This is a genomic window from Streptomyces sp. NBC_01508 (assembly GCF_045040315.1).
In the GTDB taxonomy this organism is placed as follows: domain Bacteria; phylum Actinomycetota; class Actinomycetes; order Streptomycetales; family Streptomycetaceae; genus Streptomyces.
The window spans coordinates 3,837,023-3,859,809 of sequence record NZ_CP109419.1 but is presented as its reverse complement, the minus strand read 5'-3'; the positions used below and the strand labels follow the sequence as shown (position 1 = coordinate 3,859,809).

The 22,787-nt window shown below is 66.9% G+C and carries 17 protein-coding genes, 1 tRNA gene and 4 pseudogenes; 8 read left to right on the top strand and 14 right to left on the bottom strand.

The window, feature by feature from the left end:
• Window positions 1–204: 204 nt before the first annotated feature.
• The 4 genes from OG700_RS17665 to OG700_RS17650 all read right to left on the bottom strand — a co-directional run bounded on the left by OG700_RS17665 (window position 205) and on the right by OG700_RS17650 (window position 5,075).
• The gene (locus OG700_RS17665) at window positions 205–1,089 is read right to left on the bottom strand and encodes a hypothetical protein (protein WP_405614629.1); all 885 of its coding nucleotides are present in this window, start codon (window positions 1,087–1,089) and stop codon (window positions 205–207) included.
• Window positions 1,086–2,909, bottom strand: a complete 1,824-nt coding sequence (locus OG700_RS17660; RefSeq protein WP_405614627.1) for a hypothetical protein — start codon at window positions 2,907–2,909, stop codon at window positions 1,086–1,088. Before OG700_RS17660 ends, OG700_RS17665 begins: the two co-directional genes overlap by 4 nt.
• 347 nt (window positions 2,910–3,256) lie before the next feature.
• Complete coding sequence (locus OG700_RS17655; protein ID WP_405614625.1) at window positions 3,257–4,180, bottom strand: hypothetical protein; 924 nt, start codon at window positions 4,178–4,180, stop codon at window positions 3,257–3,259.
• Window position 4,181: 1 nt separating this feature from the next.
• Window positions 4,182–5,075 (bottom strand): Crp/Fnr family transcriptional regulator, encoded by an 894-nt coding sequence (locus OG700_RS17650; RefSeq protein WP_405614623.1) that lies wholly within the window; start codon window positions 5,073–5,075, stop codon window positions 4,182–4,184.
• A gap of 374 nt (window positions 5,076–5,449) precedes the next feature.
• Between OG700_RS17650 and OG700_RS17645 the strand changes: the two genes are divergently transcribed.
• Window positions 5,450–6,871, top strand: coding sequence for an IS1380 family transposase (locus OG700_RS17645; RefSeq protein ID WP_405608350.1), 1,422 nt, complete (start codon window positions 5,450–5,452; stop codon window positions 6,869–6,871).
• A 353-nt stretch (window positions 6,872–7,224) separates the two neighbouring features.
• On the opposite strand, the gene OG700_RS17640 is transcribed toward OG700_RS17645, so the two are convergent.
• Window positions 7,225–7,557 carry a type II toxin-antitoxin system PemK/MazF family toxin gene (locus OG700_RS17640; protein WP_405614621.1) on the bottom strand — a complete coding sequence of 111 codons (333 nt, stop codon included), beginning with the start codon at window positions 7,555–7,557 and terminating at the stop codon, window positions 7,225–7,227.
• A 210-nt stretch (window positions 7,558–7,767) separates the two neighbouring features.
• Here OG700_RS17640 and OG700_RS17635 point away from each other — a divergent pair.
• Window positions 7,768–8,088: pseudogene (locus OG700_RS17635) on the top strand (transposase); the annotation flags it as partial.
• Window positions 8,089–8,335: 247 nt separating this feature from the next.
• On the opposite strand, the pseudogene OG700_RS17630 reads toward OG700_RS17635, so the two are convergent.
• A pseudogene (locus OG700_RS17630) lies at window positions 8,336–9,781 on the bottom strand (ISAzo13 family transposase); the annotation flags it as partial.
• Between the two features lie 56 nt (window positions 9,782–9,837).
• Between OG700_RS17630 and OG700_RS17625 the strand changes: the two are divergent.
• Window positions 9,838–10,758: pseudogene (locus OG700_RS17625) on the top strand (IS701 family transposase); the annotation flags it as partial.
• 24 nt (window positions 10,759–10,782) lie between these two features.
• On the opposite strand, the gene OG700_RS17620 reads toward OG700_RS17625, so the two are convergent.
• A complete protein-coding gene (locus OG700_RS17620) occupies window positions 10,783–11,058 on the bottom strand; it encodes a hypothetical protein (protein WP_405614619.1) in 276 nt (91 codons plus the stop codon).
• Between the two features lie 295 nt (window positions 11,059–11,353).
• Here OG700_RS17620 and OG700_RS17615 point away from each other — a divergent pair, with 295 nt between their 5' ends.
• Both OG700_RS17615 and OG700_RS17610 read left to right on the top strand, forming a co-directional pair.
• On the top strand, window positions 11,354–12,691 hold the full coding sequence (locus OG700_RS17615) for a peptide ligase PGM1-related protein (protein ID WP_405614617.1): 1,338 nt from the start codon (window positions 11,354–11,356) through the stop codon (window positions 12,689–12,691).
• A gap of 61 nt (window positions 12,692–12,752) precedes the next feature.
• The gene (locus OG700_RS17610) at window positions 12,753–13,925 is read left to right on the top strand and encodes an NADP-dependent malic enzyme (protein ID WP_405614615.1); all 1,173 of its coding nucleotides are present in this window, start codon (window positions 12,753–12,755) and stop codon (window positions 13,923–13,925) included.
• A 555-nt stretch (window positions 13,926–14,480) separates the two neighbouring features.
• On the opposite strand, the pseudogene OG700_RS17605 reads toward OG700_RS17610, so the two are convergent.
• From OG700_RS17605 to OG700_RS17590, 4 genes and pseudogenes are all read right to left on the bottom strand, one after another.
• A pseudogene (locus tag OG700_RS17605) lies at window positions 14,481–14,881 on the bottom strand (DNA-binding protein).
• On the bottom strand, window positions 14,878–15,126 hold the full coding sequence (locus OG700_RS17600) for a hypothetical protein (protein ID WP_405614613.1): 249 nt from the start codon (window positions 15,124–15,126) through the stop codon (window positions 14,878–14,880). The pseudogene OG700_RS17605 and the gene OG700_RS17600 overlap by 4 nt, the downstream one beginning before the upstream one ends.
• 451 nt (window positions 15,127–15,577) lie before the next feature.
• The gene (locus OG700_RS17595; protein WP_405614611.1) at window positions 15,578–17,206 is read right to left on the bottom strand and encodes an ISAzo13 family transposase; all 1,629 of its coding nucleotides are present in this window, start codon (window positions 17,204–17,206) and stop codon (window positions 15,578–15,580) included.
• A gap of 682 nt (window positions 17,207–17,888) precedes the next feature.
• On the bottom strand, window positions 17,889–18,449 hold the full coding sequence (locus OG700_RS17590; protein WP_405614609.1) for a hypothetical protein: 561 nt from the start codon (window positions 18,447–18,449) through the stop codon (window positions 17,889–17,891).
• Window positions 18,450–18,675: 226 nt separating this feature from the next.
• On the opposite strand from OG700_RS17590, the gene OG700_RS17585 reads away from it, so the two are divergent.
• A complete protein-coding gene (locus OG700_RS17585; RefSeq protein ID WP_405614608.1) occupies window positions 18,676–18,936 on the top strand; it encodes a hypothetical protein in 261 nt (86 codons plus the stop codon).
• On the opposite strand, the gene OG700_RS17580 is transcribed toward OG700_RS17585, so the two are convergent.
• A tRNA-Gly gene (locus OG700_RS17580) sits at window positions 18,905–18,975 on the bottom strand. The two genes, OG700_RS17585 and OG700_RS17580, sit on opposite strands and share 32 nt — an antisense overlap.
• A gap of 444 nt (window positions 18,976–19,419) precedes the next feature.
• Between OG700_RS17580 and dcd the strand changes: the two genes are divergently transcribed.
• Together dcd and OG700_RS17570 are read left to right on the top strand one after the other, a co-directional pair.
• Window positions 19,420–19,995: a dCTP deaminase gene (dcd, locus tag OG700_RS17575; protein WP_405614606.1), complete on the top strand. Its 576-nt coding sequence runs from the start codon at window positions 19,420–19,422 to the stop codon at window positions 19,993–19,995.
• A 5-nt stretch (window positions 19,996–20,000) separates the two neighbouring features.
• On the top strand, window positions 20,001–20,498 hold the full coding sequence (locus OG700_RS17570; protein WP_405614604.1) for a phosphoribosyltransferase: 498 nt from the start codon (window positions 20,001–20,003) through the stop codon (window positions 20,496–20,498).
• Window positions 20,499–20,580: 82 nt separating this feature from the next.
• Here OG700_RS17570 and OG700_RS17565 read toward each other — a convergent pair whose 3' ends face one another.
• Together OG700_RS17565 and OG700_RS17560 are read right to left on the bottom strand one after the other, a co-directional pair.
• Entirely contained in the window at window positions 20,581–21,531 is a 951-nt protein-coding gene (locus tag OG700_RS17565) for a Yip1 family protein (protein WP_405614602.1), read from the bottom strand.
• Between the two features lie 124 nt (window positions 21,532–21,655).
• Window positions 21,656–22,747, bottom strand: coding sequence for an FG-GAP repeat domain-containing protein (locus OG700_RS17560; RefSeq protein ID WP_405621775.1), 1,092 nt, complete (start codon window positions 22,745–22,747; stop codon window positions 21,656–21,658).
• Between the last annotated feature and the right edge of the window lie 40 nt (window positions 22,748–22,787).

Sequence of the window (22,787 nt, the reverse complement as noted above, 5' to 3'; positions counted from 1 at the left end):
CCGGAAAGTGGATCGGGCACCCGTTTCCTGGACGAATCGAGAATCTCGTGTATCGATCCACGCATCCGCTCCCGAGGCCCAGAAATCAGGTGACCGCAGTCACAGAGAAGGACTCGCGGAACCTCATGAAAATAAAGAGCGAGTGTGCTGCCCGAAGGCAGCCAACTCGCCCATTCATTCGAATGTCGAGCACGAATCCTGACGTTAAATCGCCTCGCCGGGAACGGGACGCCCGAGCGCGGAGATCCGGTCCCGCAGGATGTAGGAAATCTCTTTGCGCTCCTGATCGGTCAGCGTGCCCAGCAGTACGGCCAGTTCCTCCTGCCAGTCACTGCGCGGAGGGCTCAGCAGATTCTGGTGATCGACCGACCAGTCCAGCACCTGGCGTACCTGGTCGGGATGTCTGAGGAGCCAGAGCGCTGCCAGGGACACCGGCCCGGCGTTGAGCGCCTGGAGGCAGAACTCGTACTCCCCACGACGGCTGGTCGTCCAGGAGTAGCGAACTCCCTCGCCCTCCTCCTGACCGAGCAGCAGTTCCTCACCGCTCTCACGGAGCCGTACGTCGAACACCCGGTAGCTCAGACCCGTTTCGTCCAGGCGCTGCGGCACGCCGAGATACTGCATGATCTCCGGGGCCCCCAGCCCACTGCCGCCCGCCGCCTGCGCCTCGGCCAGGTGGTGCAGGGCGCCGGTGAGACGGGTCCGCACGACATGCCAACCGTGCGCGGTCCTCGTGTGCACGACGCGTACGGGGTCGTGGACCCACCACGAGACCCAAAGATCCACAGATTCCGTTCCGTACACGGTGGGAAGGGCGACCGCTCGCGTGTCCACGTGCTCGGTCGTGTCCACCCGGAAAACGTCGGTGTACCGTCTGCCCAGGCCCGGCGGAGCCGCCTCGTCCGGTGCAGGTCCGTAGGCTCCGGCGTCGTCGGGATCCCCACCACGGCCGAGGAGGCGGTAGTCCCCGGCCTCGTCCCTGAGCACCAGGGACCAGTCGCTGGTCGCGGACCAGCGTCGGCGGAGGATCTCCCGCCAGGGCGAGCCGGCGACCCGGAAGTAGAGACGCTCGGTCGACTCGTCGCTCATGCTGCCTCCCCTCGTTCACCGGCGCGCCACCTGCTGAGCGAAGCCCGCGCCGTGTTCAGTCCAGCCCACCCGTCCGCGCCCGTCTCATCCATTTCGACGAACAACCGGAATTCGCCGAATCGCATGACATGAGCCAACGCGCCATAAAGGTTCTCCACCGCACGGAACTGTGTTTCGTCCCAACGCGCCCAGTCGGCCCAGCGCAGTAATGCTGCACAGGTCGCATCGAAGGAACTCTCGGAGTTCAACGCGCGACGGACGAATTCCACTATCGACCCCGCTTCCGGGGTCTCAGCCGCGAGTCTCCGCATGAACCACCCCGGGGACTGAAGCAGTTGCCCGAACACCGAAAGCACTTGTTCCGTGTCGCATCGCTCCGCGTCCAACCATTCGACAAGCCGACCGAACACCTTGGCCTCATTACCGGCCTGGAAAAGACTCAGCATCGCCACCCGCACGGCTAGCAAAACCTTGCCGTCGTCGTCCTGGCCCCCTTCGCCAGAGCGGCTCCGCACGCCGAGGAGGAGATCGTGAAGAAGCCGCAGAGCCAGGTCCGGGCGTGAGAGCCCGAACTCCGCACCGCAGGTGTAGGCCACCGTCGTCCGCAGGTGGACGTCGGCCGCCACACTCCAGCGCTGAAGGCGATAGCGCACCTCCGCGACGAGTACCGGGTCCTCGGCCGCGATGCCCAGCGCGTTCGCCGCGATGAGACGACTGGTCGTGCGGTCCGCCTCGGCGAGAGCCTTGATGTGCCGCAGTGCGCGCCGCCCGCCTCCCCATATCGCCGCCCTGCCCATGAACTGGCCCACCGGCTTGGTGAGTTCGGTGGTGCGCTCCACTTCCCGCAGCCACTCGACCAGTAGGTCCGACAACTGTCCGTACTCACGCCACACATGTCTGAGCACTGCCTCGGCCTGCCGGTGCCTGACGAACACGACCCCTTGCACGCTGTGCGCGTAGGCGCCTTCCGTGCTGATCTCACGTTCCCGGCGGACGGCCCGAACGGTGTGCAGCAGTTCTGTCAGGGACCGCCGGAAGACGAAGTCCGGGTTGGGCCGACCGGCCTTCTCAGCTCCTGAAGAGTCCGTCGGCGGCAGCTCTGCCGTCAGACGGCCTTCGGACAGCTTCAGCAGGCGGGTGGCCTCCTCCCTGACGAGTCGGTGGTCCAGGCCCTCGTAGACAGCGGCTGCCAGCAAGAAGGCCAGGGCCTCCGGGTCACCACGCAGCTCCCGCATGAGTTCGGGAACCTCTTCTTCGGCCCGGTAGCTCAGGCGGCCCCCCAGGTCACCGAGCGCGTCCGGGTCGCCGTCAGCCGTCACGATGGCTGTCACCAGCTCCACCACCTCGGCCGGCACCAACTCCGCCACCAGCAGGTCGCTCAGCTCATGACGCCGGTTCAGCGCCGCCAGCAAGCGCTCCCGCTCCCGCTGATCCGGAACCACCGCCTCGAAGTAGCTGCCGAAGACCATGGCGGGCGGGGGCGGTACGCACCGGACGGGACGGACGTGCAGGTCTTGTTCAAGGCGGCGCAGCAGCGCCGCGTCATCAGGCAGCATGATCACCATGTGCGCCGTGGCCTTGTCGAGCAGTGAGCGCACATGGCCCAGGACACCGGAACCAAGGGGCCGGGACGGGAACAGGCCGTCCATCAGGTATCCGCGTGCCGACGGATCGGTGGGCTGCCAGCGGTCCAGTTCGGTGACGCTGTCCAGTGCCCGCAGCAGGGCCCCTTCCCCACAGCTCTCGCGCAGGAGGTTGAGCGCCGCGGTTCGTCGACCCGAACCCGGCCGCCCGGCCAGGAAGAGCGGCCCGTCATTCAACTCCCTGAGAGCTCCGTTGAACCAGTCGGGTCGTGCGAACCCGAAGGCGGCGGCCCGTACCTCCGCCTCAGGGACAGGCCCTTCGCGGACCCTGCCCTCCCGTGGCCCCCGCCCTTCGTTCGCGGACCCGTTGTGTACGCGCTGGCCACCGTGGACAGCACCGGAGTTGAAGTTTCCTCGCGGGGCGTACACGAACGAGAGCGAAGCCCGCTCGGCAGCGCCGATGGCGTGGAGCAGCTCGGGGACATCGTGCTCAGCCTCGACACGCGACGGCCCGTCGTCGGGTGCCGGTGCCGGTGTCGGTGCCGAACCGGGCTGCTCCGGCGACGGCGACTCCCCGTCCGGGGTCACTGGCGCCCCTCGTACTTGTTGCCGCGGACCTGGTCGCCCTGGAATCCGCGGACACGGCCGGCCTTGTTCCCCTCGACGTGATCGCCGGCGACATGGTGGTTGGCCACGCTCTGTCCACCGTGAACGGTGCCGGTGTTGAGGTTGCCGCTGGGGGCGCTGTTCCTCACTTGAGGAGCCGGTGTGTCGTCACGCGGCTGAGGCCGGGCCGCTTCCGGGGCGGACTCCTCGCTGGTGTTGGCGTCCGAGGTCTCCTCGTACAGCGGCCCGGACGGCTGCGGTACGTAGATCCAGGCCCGCTGGGAGAACGGCTTGCCGTCGACCGTCGCGGCCACCTCCACAAAATGGTCGGGATGGCGCCCGGTATACCCACCGGCGACGGCGTCCTCGTAGCAGCGGTCGGAGAGGATCGACGCAACGTGGGTGATGTTTTCCTTGTGAGAGGCGAGCACGGCCTTGACTGGACGTGAGTCGAGCAGGCGGTGCGTGTCGTTGCGGGCCGTGCCGTTGCCGCTGAACTCGTCCCCCGTGTCGGGCAGCGGGCCGACGTGCACACTGGCTCGGAGCCTGATGGGCACCGCCCCGTAGGACAGGACGTTGTAGTCGGTCAGTACGTCCTGAAGCGTGAGCAGAAGCGGGTGGATCACGAAGGGCATCCGCTCGGGGTCGAACCCGAAGACGTAGCCGTCGCCGGTTGAGGCGGGGAACCTGCGGTCCTCCCAGAGGTCCCCCAGGTCCGCCCTGGACAGCGCGGTCTTGAGAAGCTCGGGTACGGCCCGACTGACGGCTTCGTGCTCGATCGCCGGGCGTCCCGTGAAGTCCTTGGCGTCTACCGCCAGGATGCCCCGGTAGGCGGGCAGCGGACGACTGTGGGTGTACGGGCTGGCGATTCGGCGGGGCAGTTCGCTGCTGAACTCGCGCATGTCACTCCTCTGTGAAGCCCACCCGACCTCTCGGAGGTCGGGCCGGGGCGCTCGTGCGTGCGGTGGCTCGCGTTTCGAGCTTCACAGGGAGCGCGGGAACGTTCGGTGCCGCAGGACCCGACGAAGAGTGACGTGAAGCACACCGCGCTCCTGGCTCGACGCGGCCGGCGATCATCTCGCGCAGCCCTTCCAAGTCGGTCACTTCAATCCGGCGTTTCCCGGCCTCCACCCGGTCCTGCCCGAGCCGTTCAAGCGCCTTGCTGACAGCCTTGCGGCCGACACCGATGTGCTGTGCCAGGTCTTCCCTGGTGAGGTCGAAGGACCGCTCCCCGCCGGACACCTCGACCAGACGAAGTAGGGCCACGGCAAGCCGCTCGTGCACGGCCCCGTCATGGATCTCGGTCTGCTCCAGCAGACGACGGGAGGCCATCACAGCGAGTGGATAGGCGAGTCGGTGACTGTCCACGAACCGCCGGAACTCCTCTCCCCCGACGAGGGCGGCTTTGCATTTGCTTATCGCCCACACGCTGGCCATTCGCACCCCCACACCCTGGAGCGCCATCTCGCCCAGGATCTCGCCGGTTCCTCGGAAGGCGAGCAGTCGCTGCCGCCCGTCACGGTCGGTTCGGACGACTTTCACCAGCCCGCTGATCAGTGCGAGTACGTGATTTCCCTTCTCACCCTGACGCAGCAGCGCTCGTCCGGCCAGGTAGGTCTGGTTTCGATATCGGGTCAGCTCTGCCCACTCCTCCTGCGACACCAGAGCACGAAGAGGCGACAGCATGAGAGGGTTATCTTCGCTCATGCGATCACAGTAGAGAAGGAGTTGGCCGAGTAGGTGCCGAGTTCCGTATTCCGCGCCCACAGCAGGCAAAAGAGACCGGAACTCTTCCATTCGGCGAGACTTCCGACGGAAGCCGTCCGAGCACACGCCGCAGCTAAGCCCCCGTCCTCGCGACAACAGCTCGACGCGGTGTCCTTGCTCGCGCAGGCGGTGCAAAGAACGGGGCCGACCTCCGAGCCGCGGCTCTGGCCTGCCCGCGTAGCTTCGATCAGTCAAGCCGTCCGCCAGCCGCCATCGAGACCGGCCCGACGCCAACAGCGACCTCTCGCAATCCGAAGTACACCCCATAAAGACCGTCACGCGACATCGCCAACCATCACTAACCTCGCCGTTTCAGTTGGCGTGCGACCAGTTGCTGGCCGTGAACGCGAAAGTGCCTTCCGAGCTGGGACGATGAACCTTGTCGAGGGGTTCTGTCGGTCCAGGTGGAAGGCACTTTCTGCGTGCAGGGTATCGGTTCGCGTCCCAGGCTTCATGTCTCTGCTGACGGGGCGGGGGTGATCGGTCATGCCGGGGCACGGCTGCTGGCTGATCTCGCCGATGTCACCGGACTGACCAGCGCGTACTCCACCGCGCTCGGACCGCTCCGGCCACGCGGTACTGGTCATGACCCGGGCCGGATCGCGACCGACCTCGCGGTGATGGTGGCTGCCGGCGGCGAGACCATCACGGATCTGGCCGTCCTGCGCGACCAGCGCGAGGTGTTCGGCCCCATCGCCTCGACACCGACTGCCTGGCGGGTGCTGGCCGCCGTCGATGAACGCGTACTGGGCCGCCTGCGCTCAGCCCGGGCTCAGGCTCGGGAAGTGGCCTGGCTCCAGGCATCCGAGACCCGCTGCGGCATACCGGCGGCGAAAGCCGGCGGGCGGGAAGTGCCCGGACTGGTCCTGGACATCGACGCCACGCTGATCACCTGCCACTCGGAGAAGGTCCAGGCCGCACCCACCTACAAAGGCGGCTTCGGCTTCCACCCCCTGCTGTGTTTCCTGGCCAACACCGGCGAGGCCATGTCCGGGCGCCTCCGGCCCGGAAACTCCGGAGCCAACACGGCCGCGGATCACATCGCGGTTCTGGACGACGCTCTCGCGCAGATCCCCGACGCCCACCGGCACGGCACCGACATCCTGATCCGCACCGACAGCGCCGGATCCGCGAAAGCGTTCCTCAGCCACATCCGAGACCTGCGAACACGCGGAATCCGCACCTTCTTCTCAGTCGGATACGCGGTCACCGAACCAGTCCGCCGCGCGATCCGGGCCCTGCCCGAGCAGGTCTGGCACCCCGCCCTGGACCAGGACGGCACCCTCCGCGAGTCCGCCGAGGTCGCCGAACTGACCGGCATGACCGACCTTGCCGGCTACCCGGACGGCACCCGCATCATCGTCCGCCGCGAACATCCCCACCCCGGAGCCCAGCTCTCACTCTTCGACCAGGACGAAGGCATGCGGCACCAGGTCTTTCTCACCGACACCCCGTTCACCTCCGGCTCCGCCCAGTTCCTGGAGGTCCGCCACCGCCAGCACGCCACCGTCGAAGACCACATCCGGTGCGGCAAGACCACCGGCTTCGGCCGCTTCCCCTCCCGCCGCTTCGGCGTCAACGCCGCCTGGCTCGAACTCAGCCTCGCGGCGATCGACCTCCTTGCCTGGACCCGCACCCTCCTCCTGGACGGCGAACTCGCCACGGCCGAACCCAAGAAACTCCGATACCGGCTCCTGCACGTCGCCGCCAGAATCACCCGGGGCAGCCGCCGCCTCCGCCTCCGGATATCGGCGACCTGGCCCTGGCGACACGAGCTCACGGCCGCATTCCACCGACTGGCCGCACTACCCCGCCCCGCCGGCTGACCCACCACCCCCGCCCACCTCAACCCAAGGACCTCGGAGAACCCGACCCCGCGTCGGGCCCTCACCATGCCCACCGGCCGACCCAGCCTCAAACAACCTCGCTCAGCCGCCCAGCAACCCCAACTGAAACGGCGAGGCTAAAGGCCATTTGCCAGCGACCTGTTGCCCCAACCCCACACGTCCCGGTGAATAGTTCGCGTCGGCACACCACCGGCAACCCTGGTCTCATCGCCCCTAGTACTCCAGCCGTAGATCGTGATCTTGTGAGTGGGGGCGCCGCTGATATGGCGCGGCCACCATTGACCATCTCGACGAGACCGGCCGCGCCATCGGCGGCGTCCATCCCTCTGTGCCTACTTGAGTCCACCGAGACGAAGGGCATCCTCGATCTCGCTGAGCTTCGCGGACGGCAGGACGCCCGCCTGCCCGATCAGGTCTTCCCTGGCCAGGGTGACCAGCCAAGTGCAAGGGATGAAGTCGGGACGTGGAAGTGCGACTCTCAGGACGCCTTCGAGAGGCAGTCCTTCGGGGGCACCTACTGCCACCTCAACGGCCACGCCGCTGAGATCGGTGCCCGCGGGAGCGACGACCTGCATCGCCAAGAAACCGGACGTCTCTTCTCCCGACAGCAGTACGACTGCCCGCTGCTCGTTGAAATCTGCCCACCAGACTTCGCCACGTCGCATATGTCCTCCTGATACGGGACGGCGCGCCTGCGTCGCCCCTTCGACCGCCGCCTACTCCAGGCACAGATCGTAATGTTGGCTGGTCAGGGCCGACGATAAGACGGCTGCGGCCACCGTTGATCATCGTGAGTTGTGTGGACTGACGAAGAGACGGTGGCCGCAGGTCACAGCATAGAACCCGCCCGTTGGCGGGACGCGTTCGAGGGTCTGATGGGCCGGATCGCGGGGCGCTTCGCGCGGGTCGAACCCCGGCGCAGGGCGGCGCGGTTGGTGCTCGGTCTATTGGCCGACCTGCCACGCAAGAACTGCTGGACAATCGCGGAGTGGGCCAGCGAGACCACTCCGGACGGTATGCGGCACCTGTTGGGCCGGGCCAAGTGGGATGCCGATGCGGTACGCGATGACGTACGGGAGTACGTGGTGGAGCATCTGCACGACGACCGGGCGGTACTGGTGGTCGACGAGACCGGGGACGTGAAGAAGGGCACCAGCACGGTCGGGGTGCAGCGCCAGTACACCGGCACGGCGGGGGCCTGTGTCTGAATAACTGTCAGAGTTGATCTGCGCAGGTGTCGCCGTGTGACGGTAGGCGGGCTCGGAGTTGGGACAGGGTGCGGGCCGGGGTTCCGGGTAGCGGTGTGACCGCGATGCGGTGCAGGTCCAGAAGGCGGTGACCGTCTTGGAATTGGTTGGACAGGTTGGTGCGGGTGACGTTCAGGAGCTCGGCCAGAAGGGTGCTGGTGACGGCTCGGCGGCGCCGTAACAGGGCAGTCAGTAGGCGGTGGTAGTGGTCGAGGCTGCTGATCTGTGGGTGGAGGTAGCTGCGTGGGCGGTGGAAGCGTCGTTGGAATGCTGCCTCGGCCAAGGCGTCCCAGTACGGTTCCGAGACTGTGACCAGGAGGTCGAACGCGGATCGTGACATCCCGGTCAGGGCCGGGTCGCTGAGCATTGCCGTCAGGGCGGGATCGATCCGCTGTCGGCTCGGTGCCGGCTCGGGAAGCCGGGGTGCGACCGGTGCCAGAGTGTAGTTCCAGCCGCCGTGGAAGGCGTGGGGTGTGATCGGCAGCGCATGGAACTCGGCGGGTGGCACTTCGGTGCCCAGGTCATATCGGCCCGTGTCGAGTTCGGCGCCGATTCTGAGCCCGGCGCGGGTGGTCGTGGCGGCGATCGTCTCGATGACGGTCTTGTAGCTGGTCAGGGGCCTGCCACGCCAGTTCGCGGTGATGTGGCAGAACATCCGGTGTTCGATCTTGTTCCACTTCGATGTGCCGGGTGGGAAGTGGCAGACCGTGATCTCGAGCCCGCTTTCCAAGGCGAAGGCGGCGAGGTGCTTCTTCCATGTCCAGCGGCGGGGGTCGTTGGAACCACCGCAGTCGGCGGTGATCAGCAGCCGGGCGGCGTCCGGGTGGTCGTCCCGTCCACGTTGCCGCCACCAGCGGCGGATGGATTCCACCGCGAACTCGCCCGTGTCGTGGTCGGTCCCGACGTTGACCCAGCCAGTGTTGCGAGCGATGTCGTAGATTCCGTAGGGGATGACCACGGGCTGGTCACTGGTGATGAACGTGTGGCAGTCGACACGGATGGGGTTCTTGCCTGGCCGCCAGGTCCGTCCGGGTCGATCACGGCTACCGAGCCATTCCTTGGCCTTGGTGTCCACGCTGATCACTGGCTGGTCGCCCTCGAGGAACGCCGCGGCGGTGGCGTTGATGTGCGTGAACTGGGCATCACGGTCCGGATGACTGGCGCCTTCCGTGGTCTTGGCGGTGCCCTGCAGGCTGTATCCCAGAGAGTGCAGCAGGCGTCCGACGGTCGCCGCGCCGACCGGGTGGTCCTGCATGGTCAGCGCAGAGGCCAGCGAACGGAGTGAGAGCGTGGTCCAGCGCAACGGCGAGACCGGATCACCCCGGGTGTGCGGCTCGATCAGAGCTTCGAGCGCGGGCAGTAGACCGGGGTCGGTGACCGTCAGCGGTTTGCGGCCGGCTCCTGGAGCCCGGATCCGCCCGGATGGCAAAGGGTGCCCGGACAACTCGGCGATCCCGCGTGCGACGGTGGCCGCACTGGCACCAGAAGCGGCCGCCACCAACGCGATCCCGCCGTGGCCAAGCGCGGCAGCTTCGCTGGCCAGGTAGATCCGCCGGCGTCGCTCATCGAGATGAGGAAGGAACTGGTCGAACTTCGCCCTCAGAGCCACAACCGAAGCCTGAGCAGCCGCACACGCAGTCACGCCTCAGTGTCCCGCCAACACCCGTTCACCGAGCAGTAATTGAAATACAGGCCCCCGGCAGGATTGAGAACTCCCAAGTCGCTGTCTATCTGGTCTACGCAGGTCAGCGCGGCCACGCCGCCGTGGACCGGGAACTCTACGTTCCGCGCTCCTGGACCTTGGACCCCGACCGCTGCCGGGCTGCGGGCCTGGACGAGGACACCGTCTTCGCGACCAAGCCGGAGCTGGCCACTCGTATGGTCGCCCGGTTCCTGGACGCCGGCCATCAGGCTGCCTGGGTGGCGGGGGACGAGGTCTACGGCGGCAACCCGAAGCTGCGAACCGCACTGGAGGAACGCGGCACCGGCTACGTCCTCGCGGTGGCCTGCTCGCACGAAGTCACCACCGGTGCGGGGAAGTTCCGTGCGGACATCTTGTCCAAGAAGGTGCCCAAGCGGGCCTGGCAGAAGCTATCGGCAGGGGCCGGGGCCAAGGGGCACCGCTTCTACAACTGGGCAGTCATCGACCTCGCCGACCCCCGCCCCGGGAGTCGTCAGCTGCTGATCCGCCGTAACCGCAGCACCGGTGAACTCGCCTACTAACGCTGCTACTCGCCCGCGTCCGTGCCGTTGGCCGTGCTGGTCAGAGTCGCTGGATCAAGATGGCGGGTGAAGGAGTTCCTCCAATCCGGAAAGGGCCTGGCCGCACTCGACGAGCACCAGGTTCGCCGCTATACCTCCTGGTCTCGCTGGGTCACCCTCGCCATGCTCGCTCACGCCTTCCTCGCCGTCGTCCGCGCCGACGAACACGCACGCCATCCCGCCCCGGACGAGCTGATCCCGCTCACCTGCAACGAGATCCAGCGACTGTTCACGACGCTGATCGTCCGGCCCGTGCACGATGCAGCCCACCGGCTCCGCTGTTCCGCCTGGCGCCGCCGCCACCAGGCCCGAGCCCAGGCCAGCCATTACCGCCGACAAGCCGCGAATCAGACATGAAGATCACGATCTACGGCTGGAGTACTAGCCAGCGGTTTGAGCAGTAGTTGGCGATCTTTGCTGTGGATGTTCACCAGAAAAAGTCAGCCTCGTTCCAGTCCCGCGGGCGCCGCCGGCACGTCCTGCCGGAGTCGAGAACCAGCTTTTGCGGCAGGAACTCCACGGAGCGCCGATGTTGAGTACGAACACGATGTCGGACAGCACCTTTTCGGGCGTCCAGACACCTGCGCCCCGGATGATGCGTGCGGCGCGGAACGACCCGCAGTACGGCTGGATTTGAGCCACCAGCTCATCCGGCACGATCTACGAAGGTAAATCGGCCCTTCTCATGCAGAGACTAACAACCCATCAGACGTCCACATTGCAAGGGAAAGGCGGCGCTTTGGTTGGATTTCAAAGCAGATCCACTTTTCCTCTGATAGTAATTTGATCCGCCATTTATGACGGCCCGTCAATAGCTATGTATGCTGTGAGGGCCGCCCCTGCATGTGTGGAACTTGTGGGTCTGAAGGCCGAAACTCGAAATCTGCGCAGGTCATTTGCCCGTAAATTACCTCGGTGGCGAATCCGATAACTCCCGAAGGGGAATTCAGGCATGTCGAAATTGATTATCAGTAATCAGCGCACCGAAGAGATGGTAGGGGACTTGGGAAGCCTTTCCCCGAGTTATCGCGCGTATGTCGGAAACCAGGCCCAGCGCATGGCGTGGTGTCTTCAGGAGGGGGACGTACTCGTGCTCCCCGTGGCACCGGACGATCATTTTCTCGACTATGTTGCCGAGCAGCTCCGCATCGACCGCTTGAGCATTGACGTCATCGTGCCTCAGGCGGGCAGCTACGGCGACGGGATCCTTTCCCGGGACCGCCTTCTCGACCCGGGGTTCCTTGCCCGGCTGCGGAGGTCCGTGGCGGCCCGCGACGTGCGTGAGGTGTTCCCGTTCCATTTCGACAGCACCGTCACGGTCCTGAGCGGGAAGCTCGGTCTGGACACCGTCACGCCTGGGTTCGACTTCCTGGACCAGGGCGGTGGCAGGCTGCTGAACAGCAAGGCGACCTTCCGCGCACTGGCCGGGGGAACGGGTGTCGCTGTGCCGCACGGAAGGGTCTGCTCAAGCCAGGAGGAGGCCGCAGAGTTCCTGTGGGAGGAACTGCTCGACCAGGGGCACCCGGCAATTGTGAAGAAGGACTTCCATGTCGCGGGATTCGGCAACGAGGTGGTCAGCCCAGTTGCCGGTGTCGAGCCGGTCGGAGCGCTGCGGACCGTGGTGACGGCCGACCCCGAGGCACTCGCCAAGTACCTTGCCGAACGGTGGAACTGGCTCACTGACGGCGAACGCAGTCCGGTCGTCGTGGAGCGCTACCACGTCGACTCGCTGCCTCTGTGCGCCGAGTTCCATGTCAAAGAGGAGGGGGCCGAACTCGCAGGCCACGGTGCGATGCGTATGGCTCCGGTGCTGAACGGCCATGTCTGGCCCGCGCCGGCCGCGGAACTCGGAGGCTTTGAGGAGTTCCTCAGATCGGCACGGCAACTCTGCATCCCCATTCACGCGATGGGGTACCGCGGTGTCGTCAGCATCGACGCGATCGTAACGCCCGACCAGAACATTCTGGTCAATGAGTTCAACTGCCGGGTCAGCGGCTCTACCCACGCTTACCACATCGGGGAGCACGTCGTGGGCGGGGACTACCTCACCGACCGCATTCTGGTCGAACAGCGCCGGTGCACATTCCCGGCGTTCACCACCGCCGTGCGGATCCTGGCAGAAAGCGGGCTGGCTTACGACCACGCGACCCGCACGGGTGTCCTGTTGGCAGTCGAGGACGGCAGCGACGCCGGTGGATTCGGCGAGTACTGCGTCGTGGCTGAGAACGCCGAGCAGGCCGAACGGCTGGAAGCAGCACTCACCCGCGTGTTCACCGCCCACGGCAAGTAGCGCCCACGCCGGCGCGGGTCCCGCACACCGGCTCCCTGACCCCACCACCCACCAAGGACCCATGACTGTCATCGGTTTGCCTACCCACGACCGCCTCACGGACGCTGAGGTGTTCGCCGCGCACCAGGGCGGACAACTGTCCGTCGTCGGCACCCTCCCGATCCAGGACGCGCACTCCCTCTCCGTGGCCTACACACCCGGTGTCGCACGGGTCAGCCGGGCCATTGCCCGGGACCCCGCGCTCGGCCCGCACTACACATGGGCAAGCAGGCTGGTCGCGATCGTCACCAACGGCACGGCGGTGCTGGGCCTTGGAAACGTCGGGCCCGCCGCCGCACTGCCGGTCATGGAGGGCAAGGCCGCCCTCTTCCAGAGGTTCGCGGGACTCAACGCGCTACCGGTCGTCCTGGACGCGCCGCACATCGACGACATCGTCGAAGTGCTGCTCCGCCTGAGGCCGTCCTTCGGCGCCGTGTGCCTGGAGGACATCGCGGCGCCGGACTGCTTCGAACTGGAGGAACGGCTCAAGGAGGTGCTCGACTGCCCCGTGATGCACGACGACCAGCACGGTACGGCGGTGACTGTCCTGGCCGGGCTGCTCGGCGCCCGTACGGTACTCGACCGTCCCCTTGAAGGAAGCCGGGTCACGGTCCTGGGCGCCGGCGCGGCGGGCATCGCCACCGCCCACCTGCTACTGGAAGCCGGTATCAACGACGTCACCGTGCTCGACTCGCTGGGCATCCTGTTCACCGGCCGAAGCGGTCTGACACAGGCCAAGGCCGCATTGGCAGCGCGGACCAATCCGCGAGGGCTGCGGGGCGGTCCCGCCGAGGCGTTGCGCGATGCCGACGTGCTCATCGGCCTGTCCTCGTCGACCGTCCCGGAATCCCTGATCGCCAGCATGGGAACGCGGGCGACCGTATTCGCCCTGTCCAATCCCGACCCCGAGATCCAGCCCGAAGTGGCCGCCCGGCACGTCGCCGTCGTGGGAACCGGCGGCAGCGACCATCCGAACCAGATCATCAACACTCTCGCCTCGCCCGGTATCTTCCGTGGCGCCCTCGGCGCGGGCGCCCGGTTCATCACCACCGGAATGAAACTCGCGGCGGCACGGGCGATCGCCGATGTGGCCAAGGACAAGCTCACTGTCGACTACGTCGTCCCGCACTCGCTGGACCCCCGAGTGACACCAGCGGTGACCGAGGCGGTTGCCCGGGCTGTGAGCGACACCTGAGGCCGCGGAGAAAAGGCATGCGACACCAACAGCACCGCGACCGCTGCCACTCGTCTTCCCTGCCCGTCAACACCAAGGCCCGCCAACTCAATCGCTCATCCGCCAGACGCGGCGCTCGCCGACTTCTGCCGCACATGAGGGGCTCCCGACAGGTCACTCAAAGTGTGTCTCATTAAATGAGACGACGGAGTGTCAGGTGCTGCCTGAGGGGGTGCGACGGCAACGTTCGGCCTGGTCGGAGGGGTTGCTAAGGCACGCGAATGGCACGCGGCCGGAAAGTGGACTAGACAACAAAGGAGGCCCAAGTCGCTGACTTGGGCCTTCGTCGTGGAGCGGGTGACGAGAATCGAACTCGCGCTCTGAGCTTGGGAATCAGCGGTGCTTGAACCTTTGGAAGGGCTCTGAACCGCACTTTCCTGCGAGGAAGCTGGGATCGCCATGCTCTCTGGAAGCTGTACCTGACCGCTGTTGTCCGCTCTGCTGGGCACGGATGGGGCACGAGGGTAGCGGTGTAGCGGACCCTGCCAGTGGGTGTGCTCGGGGTGGGCCGACTGGTCAGAGGGGGATGATGCGGACTTGGTTGCCGAAGAGTTTGGTCGTGTCGTCGCTGTCGCACGTCAACAAGGCGACGGGCTTCGGCTGGCGCAGGGCGACTTCGGCGACCGTGGCGTCGATGGCGTACTTGTGCCCGTGCAGCCCGGCGCCTTTTAGGAGCTCAGCAGCCGCTTTCGCCGCCCGCTCGGTGACCGGCTCCACCTTGACGCGGGAAAGGGCCCAATTAGTCGCGGCATGTTGGTACGAGAGTGGGTGAATTCCACGATGGTGTTGGCCCCGATCACCAGATCGGCTCCCATGTTGTGGAAGACCTGAAGCATCGCGAGAAGCTTGCGGTCTTGCGCGATCCAGGCGAAAATCCCTTCGGAATTCAGGACGACGGTTTCGATGCGCTCGCTCACGCGGCGTCCGCGCCCTTGGAGGTGCCGGCGGAGCCGAAGATCCTCCCGCGCGCCTCGGCGAGCTCCTCATCGCTAAACGGTCCGTGCTCCTCCTCGTGACGGCGGAGGTCGTCGCCCAGGAGCTGGTGCCGGATCTGGCGGGCCACGGCTTCCGCCACATAGCCGGAAACGTTGTCCGTGAGCTTGCGGAGCTCCGCCACCTGGTCGCTGGGGAGCGTGACGGTGATGCGAGTCGTTGAGGGCATAATCTCAGCATGCTGGAGTATGCGTTCTCTGGTTCGTGTTCCCTTGATCCGGTAGGCCGGGACCCCATGCTCCGGGCGGGGAAGGATCCCCGAATTTGGCTGCCCGTGGAGGCCACGGTGTGTTGTCGCTGAGGGATAGGAGAAAAAGCCCCACCAGCTTACCGAGGCATCCATCACAGAGCGGGCGAGCAGACCCGAACCCACGTTCTGAGCGTGGGCATCACTTGGCGTTTGAGTGACCTGGTGGCCTCTGGCTTAAGGAGGGTACGTGTGCAGGACTCCCGACGGTTACGCAGAGAGACGCAGTAGCACTTCTCTCCGGCTGGCAGGGTCTGCCACGATGTGATCGACCACAGCCTGCCAAACCTCCGGTCGTTCGAGCTGCCGAATCACAACGCCGGCTGGCATGACACTGGCTTGGTTCGGGATTTATCTAAGGGCTTGCAGATCATTAACACGTTGTCTTGATCATGCTGTTGGTGTCGCCGCTCAGAGCTTGAACCCGAGTCTGGAGGGCTGTGAGGGCGGAGGGCGGGGTGGCCGCTGGCGGGATGATGATGCTGTGTGCTTTGAGTAGTGTCCGGATCTTCAGCAGGGTGCGGTGCATGGCAGTGCGACTGCTGTCGAACAGGACGGCGAGGGGTTCCGCGGCCAGGGCGATCCGCAGGTGAAGGACGGCTGCCAGGACCTGGTCGGGGAAAGCGAGCCGGGGCGGGCGTCCGCGCTTGACGTCGCCGTCGAGGGCCAAAATGTCGGTGAGATCGCTCAGTTGCTGCCGGGACATGCCGGTCAGGGCGGGGTCGGACAGGAGAGCGTGGTCCCACTGCGGGGCTGGTTTTCGCGGAGCCCAGGGGGCTGGGACGGCAGGGCACGGTTGGGGGTGCACGGCATAGTTCCAGTCCCCGTGGAAGGCGTGTCGGGCCAGTGGCAGGGCCGCCATCTCCGCGTCGCCGATGTGGACTCCGGTTGGGTAGATGTTGGTGTCCAGCTCGGCCATGACGCGCAGTCCGGTGCGGGTGGTGGTCGCGGCGATGGACTGGACGATGACTTCGTGGCTGGTCAGCGGGCGTCCGCGCCAGTTCATGGTGATGTGGGAGAAGAGCCGGTGCTCGATCTTGTTCCACTTCGATGTGCCCGGCGGCAGGTGGCAGACGGTGATCGTCAGTCCTGTTTCGGCCGCGAGCCGGGCGAGTTCGAGCTTCCAGGCCCGGGTGCGGTAGCCGTTCGAGCCGCCTGCGTCGGCGGTGATGAGCAGTCGCGTCGCCTGCGGGTAGGCGGCCCGGCCCTGGCCGGACCACCAGCGGCGGATCGATTCCACGGCGAACGCGGCGGTGTCGTGATCGGTGCCCACGTTGACCCAGCCGGTGTTCGCCGCGAGATCGTAGATCCCGTACGGGACGGCCTTGCCCAGCTGGTGGTCGGCGAAGTCATGGACGTTCACCGGCATCGGGTCAGCCGCGGGCCGCCATTGGCGTCCGTTGTTCCTGAAGTCGCCGACGAGCTCCTTCTTCTTGGTGTCCACGCTGATCACCGGCTGGCCGGCGTCCCGGTGATCGCGGGCCTGCTCGTTGAGGTAGCGGAACTGGGCATCCCGGTCCGGGGGTTGGCCTCCCTCGATGGTCTTGGCGTTGGCCTGCAGACTGAAGCCTTCCTCCCGCAGCAGGTCCGCGATGGTGTCCGCACTGACCTTGTGCCCGGTCCGCGTCAGCTCCCGCGCCAGCGTGCGGGTCGACTTCACCGTCCACCGCAGCGGCGACATCGGATCGCCTCGTTCGTCCGGCTCGACCAGCGCCAGGAGAGCCGGCCGCAGCCCCGGATCAAGATCTGCGACTCTCTTGCGGCCTCCGCCCGGCCGCCGCACCCGGCCCAGAGGCTCCTCGCCGGCCTCCAGCTCGAACACGCCCTTGCGGACCGTGGTCTCACTCACCAAGGCCGCCCGCGCGATGGCCCGAACACCACCATGTCCCAGAACACGGGCCTCTGCGGCCATCAGCAGCCGCCGTTGCCGCTCATTCAGATGCGGGAACAACACCGCGAACTTCATGGCGAGTTGGGTACGGATCTCGTCCGGGATACGCATACCACATCAACGAGGCATGGGACGGAAAGCAACACCTTGATGATCTGCAAGCTCTTAGAGCCGATTGCGGATCGGTACTGGTGCGCGGTTTCGCGCTTGCGGCCTTCGCCAGCCGCAGAGTCGACTGAACCAGCGTGCCAGTGCCACGTACTCCCGGGCGCGAGCTACTGAAAGCCCATAGCGAGTAGCGGCACGTTTGAAGGCGCCAGAGTGGTAAGCAGCCTCAGTGGGAAACTGGGCCAGCAGTGTGTCGCCCAGGGCGATCCGCCCGGCGGAGTCGAGATCGAAGCGGGACGGGCCGCGGAGTGTGTCGACTGGGCCACCGCCCGTCGGCCTGCGATCGGTGTCTTCGACGGCGACCGGCCCACCCGCGAGCGGTGGGTCCTGGCCCGCCGTGGCATCGCCCGCCCGGACACGGCATGTCACCCTCGCCATGCTTGCCCACGCGTTCCGGGCCACTGCGGCGGCCCGGACCCCGATCAGGGAAACCCGACGGGACCACCAGCACCATCCGCTTCACCGTCGCGGAAGTCCGCAGACTCCGGAACACCCTCCTTCCCCGCCGCGGACCCGTCACCCACGCCCTCAACTGGTCCCACTGGCGCAGACAACACCAAGTCACCGGCCGCCGCAGCCACTACCGAAGAAGAACCAGCTCAGGCAACGATTTCTCATTGAAGTACTAGCCGGACATCGCGATGTCCGTCACTTCTGCGGTGAACTTGGAGCTGCTCTTGGCGGTGGACATGGCAACGGGTTGGTAGGAAAGGGAGGTCTGGTTGGTCAGCTCCATCGTCTGGATGACGGCCCCGTCCTCGCCCCCGCGCACCTCGTACGTGATCGAGTAGGTCTCGTCGGGGTCGAGCGGCAGCAGACCGAGGTAGGACAGGGTCGGCTCCACCGTGACGTTGCACCCGGCTGAGCCGAAACACTGCTTGGACTTGGTCTTCAGGTCGAGCAAGAAATCTGTACGGTCGGGAGCTGTGTTGTAGGTCTCTTCCGAGGTGGGCTCTTCGGTGGGTTCGTCTGCCACCTCCTCGATGGCCGTTGCCGTGGCCTCAGGAGCCGCCGGCGTCGGGCGGCCGCCGTTGTCCATAGCCAGGAAGAGTCCTGTACCAACCAGAGAGGACGCCAGGATCCCGACTGTCAACCCCTTCAGAAACGCGTGGCGATCCAAAGGCTTTGGAACCTTTGGGGAGGTATCAGGCATCGCAGGGGCGTCGGCGCTGATCTGTTCGTCCATGTGTGTTCTTCTCTTGTTTCCGTACATGCGGTCGGATACCACGAATGAGCCTGGTCCGACTGTATTTCAAACACCTGTGTTTGCGCTGAAAGTTGGCCCTTCTCGCTACCTGTAACGGCCGACTGTGACGCGGACGAGAGGCCAGAGGCGATCGTCACCCAGCTCGCAGTTGTCGTGAGAGTGTCCACTCGCTGCGTCCGAGGCTCGGCAGCTCGACAAACTGGGCATGTTCGCCTCGAAGTGCACGAACGCGACCAGTGATGGCGTTCCACGGCAGATCTTCATCAGCGAGGCCGAGGCGCCGTCTCTCAAGGTCGCCGGGGACTCAACAGAGCTAGTTCGAGCCGCTTACAGGAAGGGCCGGGCCGGCCTTCCGGTGCGGATCTGGTGCGCGACGTCTGACGTGGTCCAGACAACAAGAAGGCCCCGGTTGCTGACCGGGGCCTTCATCAAAGAGCGGGTGACGAGAATCGAACTCGCGCTCTGAGCTTGGGAAGCTCATGTTCTACCATTAAACTACACCCGCGCGGAGCGCCCATGATCAGCGGCGCTTCCGTGGACACTCTACCCCATTGCCGACTCCGGGCGCTCGACGCCGCTGTCGGTCGCGGGAGTTGGGGCGTAGCGTCCGTGGGTGGAGTGGTGTCGGAGTGCCGCCTCGGTGGGCGTCCTGGTGATCCCCTAATGTGTGGGTTCGTCCGCGTTTTTGGGGAAGGGACCTGATGGATTTGATGGAGCGCACCGTCGTCCGCTGTGCCGAAGGGCATGTGTTCAGTACTACGTCGTTCCCGATGCAGCAGCTTGACGCCGGGCGGCTCGGGCCCGGGCGGCTCATTCGGTGTCCGCGTTGTGCTCGGTTGCGGAATGCCGTGCCGGTGGAGGTCGGGCGGCGCTGACGCGGGGGGTCGGTAGGGGCGCGCGGGGTTGCCCGAGTTGGGGTGGGCCCGCGCGTTCTGCGTATCCTCGGGGCGTGCTTCTCTCTGACAAGGACATCCGGGCCGAGATCGATTCCGGGCGCGTGCGTATCGACCCTTACGACGAATCGATGGTGCAGCCGTCGAGTATCGACGTGCGGCTCGACCGGTTCTTCCGCGTGTTCGAGAACCACCGCTATCCGCACATCGACCCCGCCGTCGAGCAGGCCGATCTGACGCGGAAGGTCGAGCCGGCCGGGGACGAGGCGTTCATCCTGCACCCCGGTGAGTTCGTGCTCGCCTCGTCGTACGAGGTCATCTCGCTGCCCGACGACATCGCCTCCCGGTTGGAGGGAAAGTCGAGTCTGGGGCGTCTGGGGCTCGTCACGCACTCGACCGCCGGGTTCATCGACCCCGGCTTCTCCGGGCACGTGACCCTGGAGCTGTCGAACCTCGCGACGCTGCCCATCAAGCTCTGGCCCGGCATGAAGATCGGGCAGTTGTGTCTGTTCCGGTTGAGTTCGCCGGCGGAGTTCCCGTACGGCTCCGAGCGTTACGGGTCGCGTTACCAGGGGCAGCGCGGGCCCACCGCGTCCCGCTCGTTCCTCAACTTCCACCGGACGCAGGTGTGAAGGACGTGGACGACATACGGGAGAACCTGACGTACGAGCGGTTCGGCGGCGCCGTACGGGAACTCGCGCAGGCCGTCGCGGACGACGGGTACGAGCCGGACGTCGTGCTGAGCATCGCCCGCGGCGGGGTCTTCGTCGCCGGCGGGCTCGCGTACGCCCTCGACTGCAAGAACATTCATCTGGTAAATGTCGAGTTCTATACCGGAGTTGGTACGACTCTCGCGATGCCCGTCATGCTGGCGCCGGTGCCGAACGTGGTCGACTTCTCCAACAAGAAGATCCTCATCGCCGACGACGTCGCCGACACCGGGCGCACCCTCAAGCTCGTCCATGACTTCTGTCTCGATCACGTCGCCGAGGTCCGCAGCGCCGTGATCTACGAGAAGACGCAGTCGCTGGTGAAATGCGAGTACGTCTGGAAGCGCACCGACGAGTGGATCAACTTCCCCTGGAGCGTCGAGGCTCCCGTCGTCCGGCGCACCGGGCAGATACTCGATTCATGAGGCATGAGGCATGAGGCATGAGGCATGAGGGCTGAGGGCCGGCGAGACCCGCCGTTCACGGACGACGGCGGGCTCCCGGTCCTCAGATCGTGCCCAGCTTGATCAGCGACAGCAGCGCGAGCAGCTGGATCGCCGAAGCGCCCAGCGCCTTCGGCCACGGCAGGTCGTGCGACCTGCTCACCATCATCGTGAACAGAGCCCCCGCCGCGATCCAGGTGACCCAGCCGAGGATCTGCACCAGGGAGTTCTCGCCGCCCAGGAAGAGCGCGAAGACCAGGCGCGGCGCGTCCGTGATCGACATGATCAGCATGGAGAGGCCGACCGTCGGCTGCCAGGCGCCGTCGCCGCCGAGCTGGCGGGCCAGTGTGTGCGTCACCGCGCCCAGGATCGTGCCGCCGATCACGAACGCCACGGCCGTCGTCAGGACGTACGGGACGGCCGTCGAGAGGGTGGCGTTGATCGCCTCCTCGCGGGCGCCGTCGAAGCCGAAGATGGCGAGCAGGCCGTAGAGGAACGTCACGACCAGCGCCGGGCCCCAGACCGGGTAGTCGCGCATCTGCCAGAACGTCGCGTTCGGGCGCAGCACGATGCCGCTGAGCAGTTGTTTCCAGTGCAGGCGCGGACCGGACGGGGCGGGCGCCGAGCCCGCGTGGTACGTCGCGCCGTCGCCGTAGTCGCCCTCGTCCACGCTGAACTGCTGCGTGTGTCCCGGGTTGTTGGCGTACGGGTCGTGGGCGCCGCCACCGCCCTGCTGCTGGTTGTACGGGTCGCCGAAGTACTCGGGCTCGCCGTGCCCTCCCCCCTGGCCGCCCGGTCCGGGGTAGCCGTAGCCGCCCTGCTGGGGGCCGGGGTGTCCGGCGCCCGCCTGGGGCCACTGCTGCTGCGGAGGGCGCGGCTGTCTGCCGTACGGGGGTTCCGGCTGCCCGCCTCCGTACTGAGGAGGGGGCGCCGCCTGCCGTCCGTACGGCTGCTGCTGCGGTTGTTGTTGCCGATTGCGGTTGTCCCGGCCGCGTCCGATCCTGAATCCAGCCACGTCACCGAACGTACCCGCTCAGGACCGGCGCGGGGCGGGAGGAGCCGGAACCGGCCGGCCTTTGCGGCCGAGCTGTGACATCCCCTAAGGGGACCCCGGGGGGCCTGCCACCGGGCCCGTACGCCTACTTGAGGAAGATCGACGTGCTGAAGGTGAGCACCGGGCGCTCCGCCGCCTTCCCGCCCTTCCTCGGCGGGTACAGCGCGATCAGATCCTTCTCCTCGCCCCGGTGCGTGCGCGTCACGGTGAAGTCCGCCGACTCCAGGAGGTCCGTCGTGGGTGTGCCGTCCGCGTCCGGCAGCCTGGGCGCGGACGGGAGCGTGACCGCCTTGAAGGTGTATGTGCCGCCCGCCTCGCCCGGTCCTCGCGGGCCGCCGAGCAGCAGTTTGCCCTTCGCGGCCTTGCCGGGCTCGTGGGTGCGGGTGGTGTGCACGAGGTCGTCGTAGCCGTCGGCGTCCGTGTCCGCCTTGCCCGTAGGGGCGTAGAGGACCGGGCCGCCGCCGGGGACGGGGGCCGTCGCGGCCTTGGGGGCGCCCGCGCGGCTGAACGGGCCGCGCAGGTAGCTGACCTGGCCCGCGCTCGCCGAGACGGCGAGGTCCGGCTTGCCGTCGCCGTCGAAGTCGCCGCACACCGGGTGGTCGGGCCAGTCCTCGCCGTAGCGCGCCTTGTCGGGGATCTTGAGTACGACCGCCTTGCCCGTGATGCCGTCCGGGCCGCCGAAGAGGAGCTGGAGCGGGACGGGCGGGGGGCCGAGGCCGTCGTACGGCGGGTCCGTGCTCACGATCAGGTCGGCGAAGCCGTCGCCGTCCAGGTCGCAGGTGGCCGCCGCGTCGAAGGCGGCCGGGAGGACGCCGTCGGTGGCCGCGCCGTTGGCGGTGGGGCTCAGGGTCTGGCGTACGGCGGGGTCGACACCGCGCGGTGAGTCGGAGCCGTACACGACGCCGATGCCCGCGTCGTCGCCCTGGACCGCGTCGGGGGCCTTCACCAGGTCGTTCAGTACGAGGTCGCGGAGCCCGTCGCCGTTGAAGTCGGCCGCGACGTCGCTGCCGTCGCCGCGCGGAACGGGGCGCTTCGGTACGGAGGCGCGCTCGGCGAGGGGCGCGGTGTCGCCGTTCTTCGCCTCGGTGCCGCTTGCCGGCCCGCCGTCGGTGTCGGCGGAGCCGCTGCAACCGGTCAGCAGCAGGGCCAGCGCCGTACAGAGGCCGGCGCCGGTCATCACCGCTGTCGTCGCGCCGGTGCCGCCGGTACGTATGCGC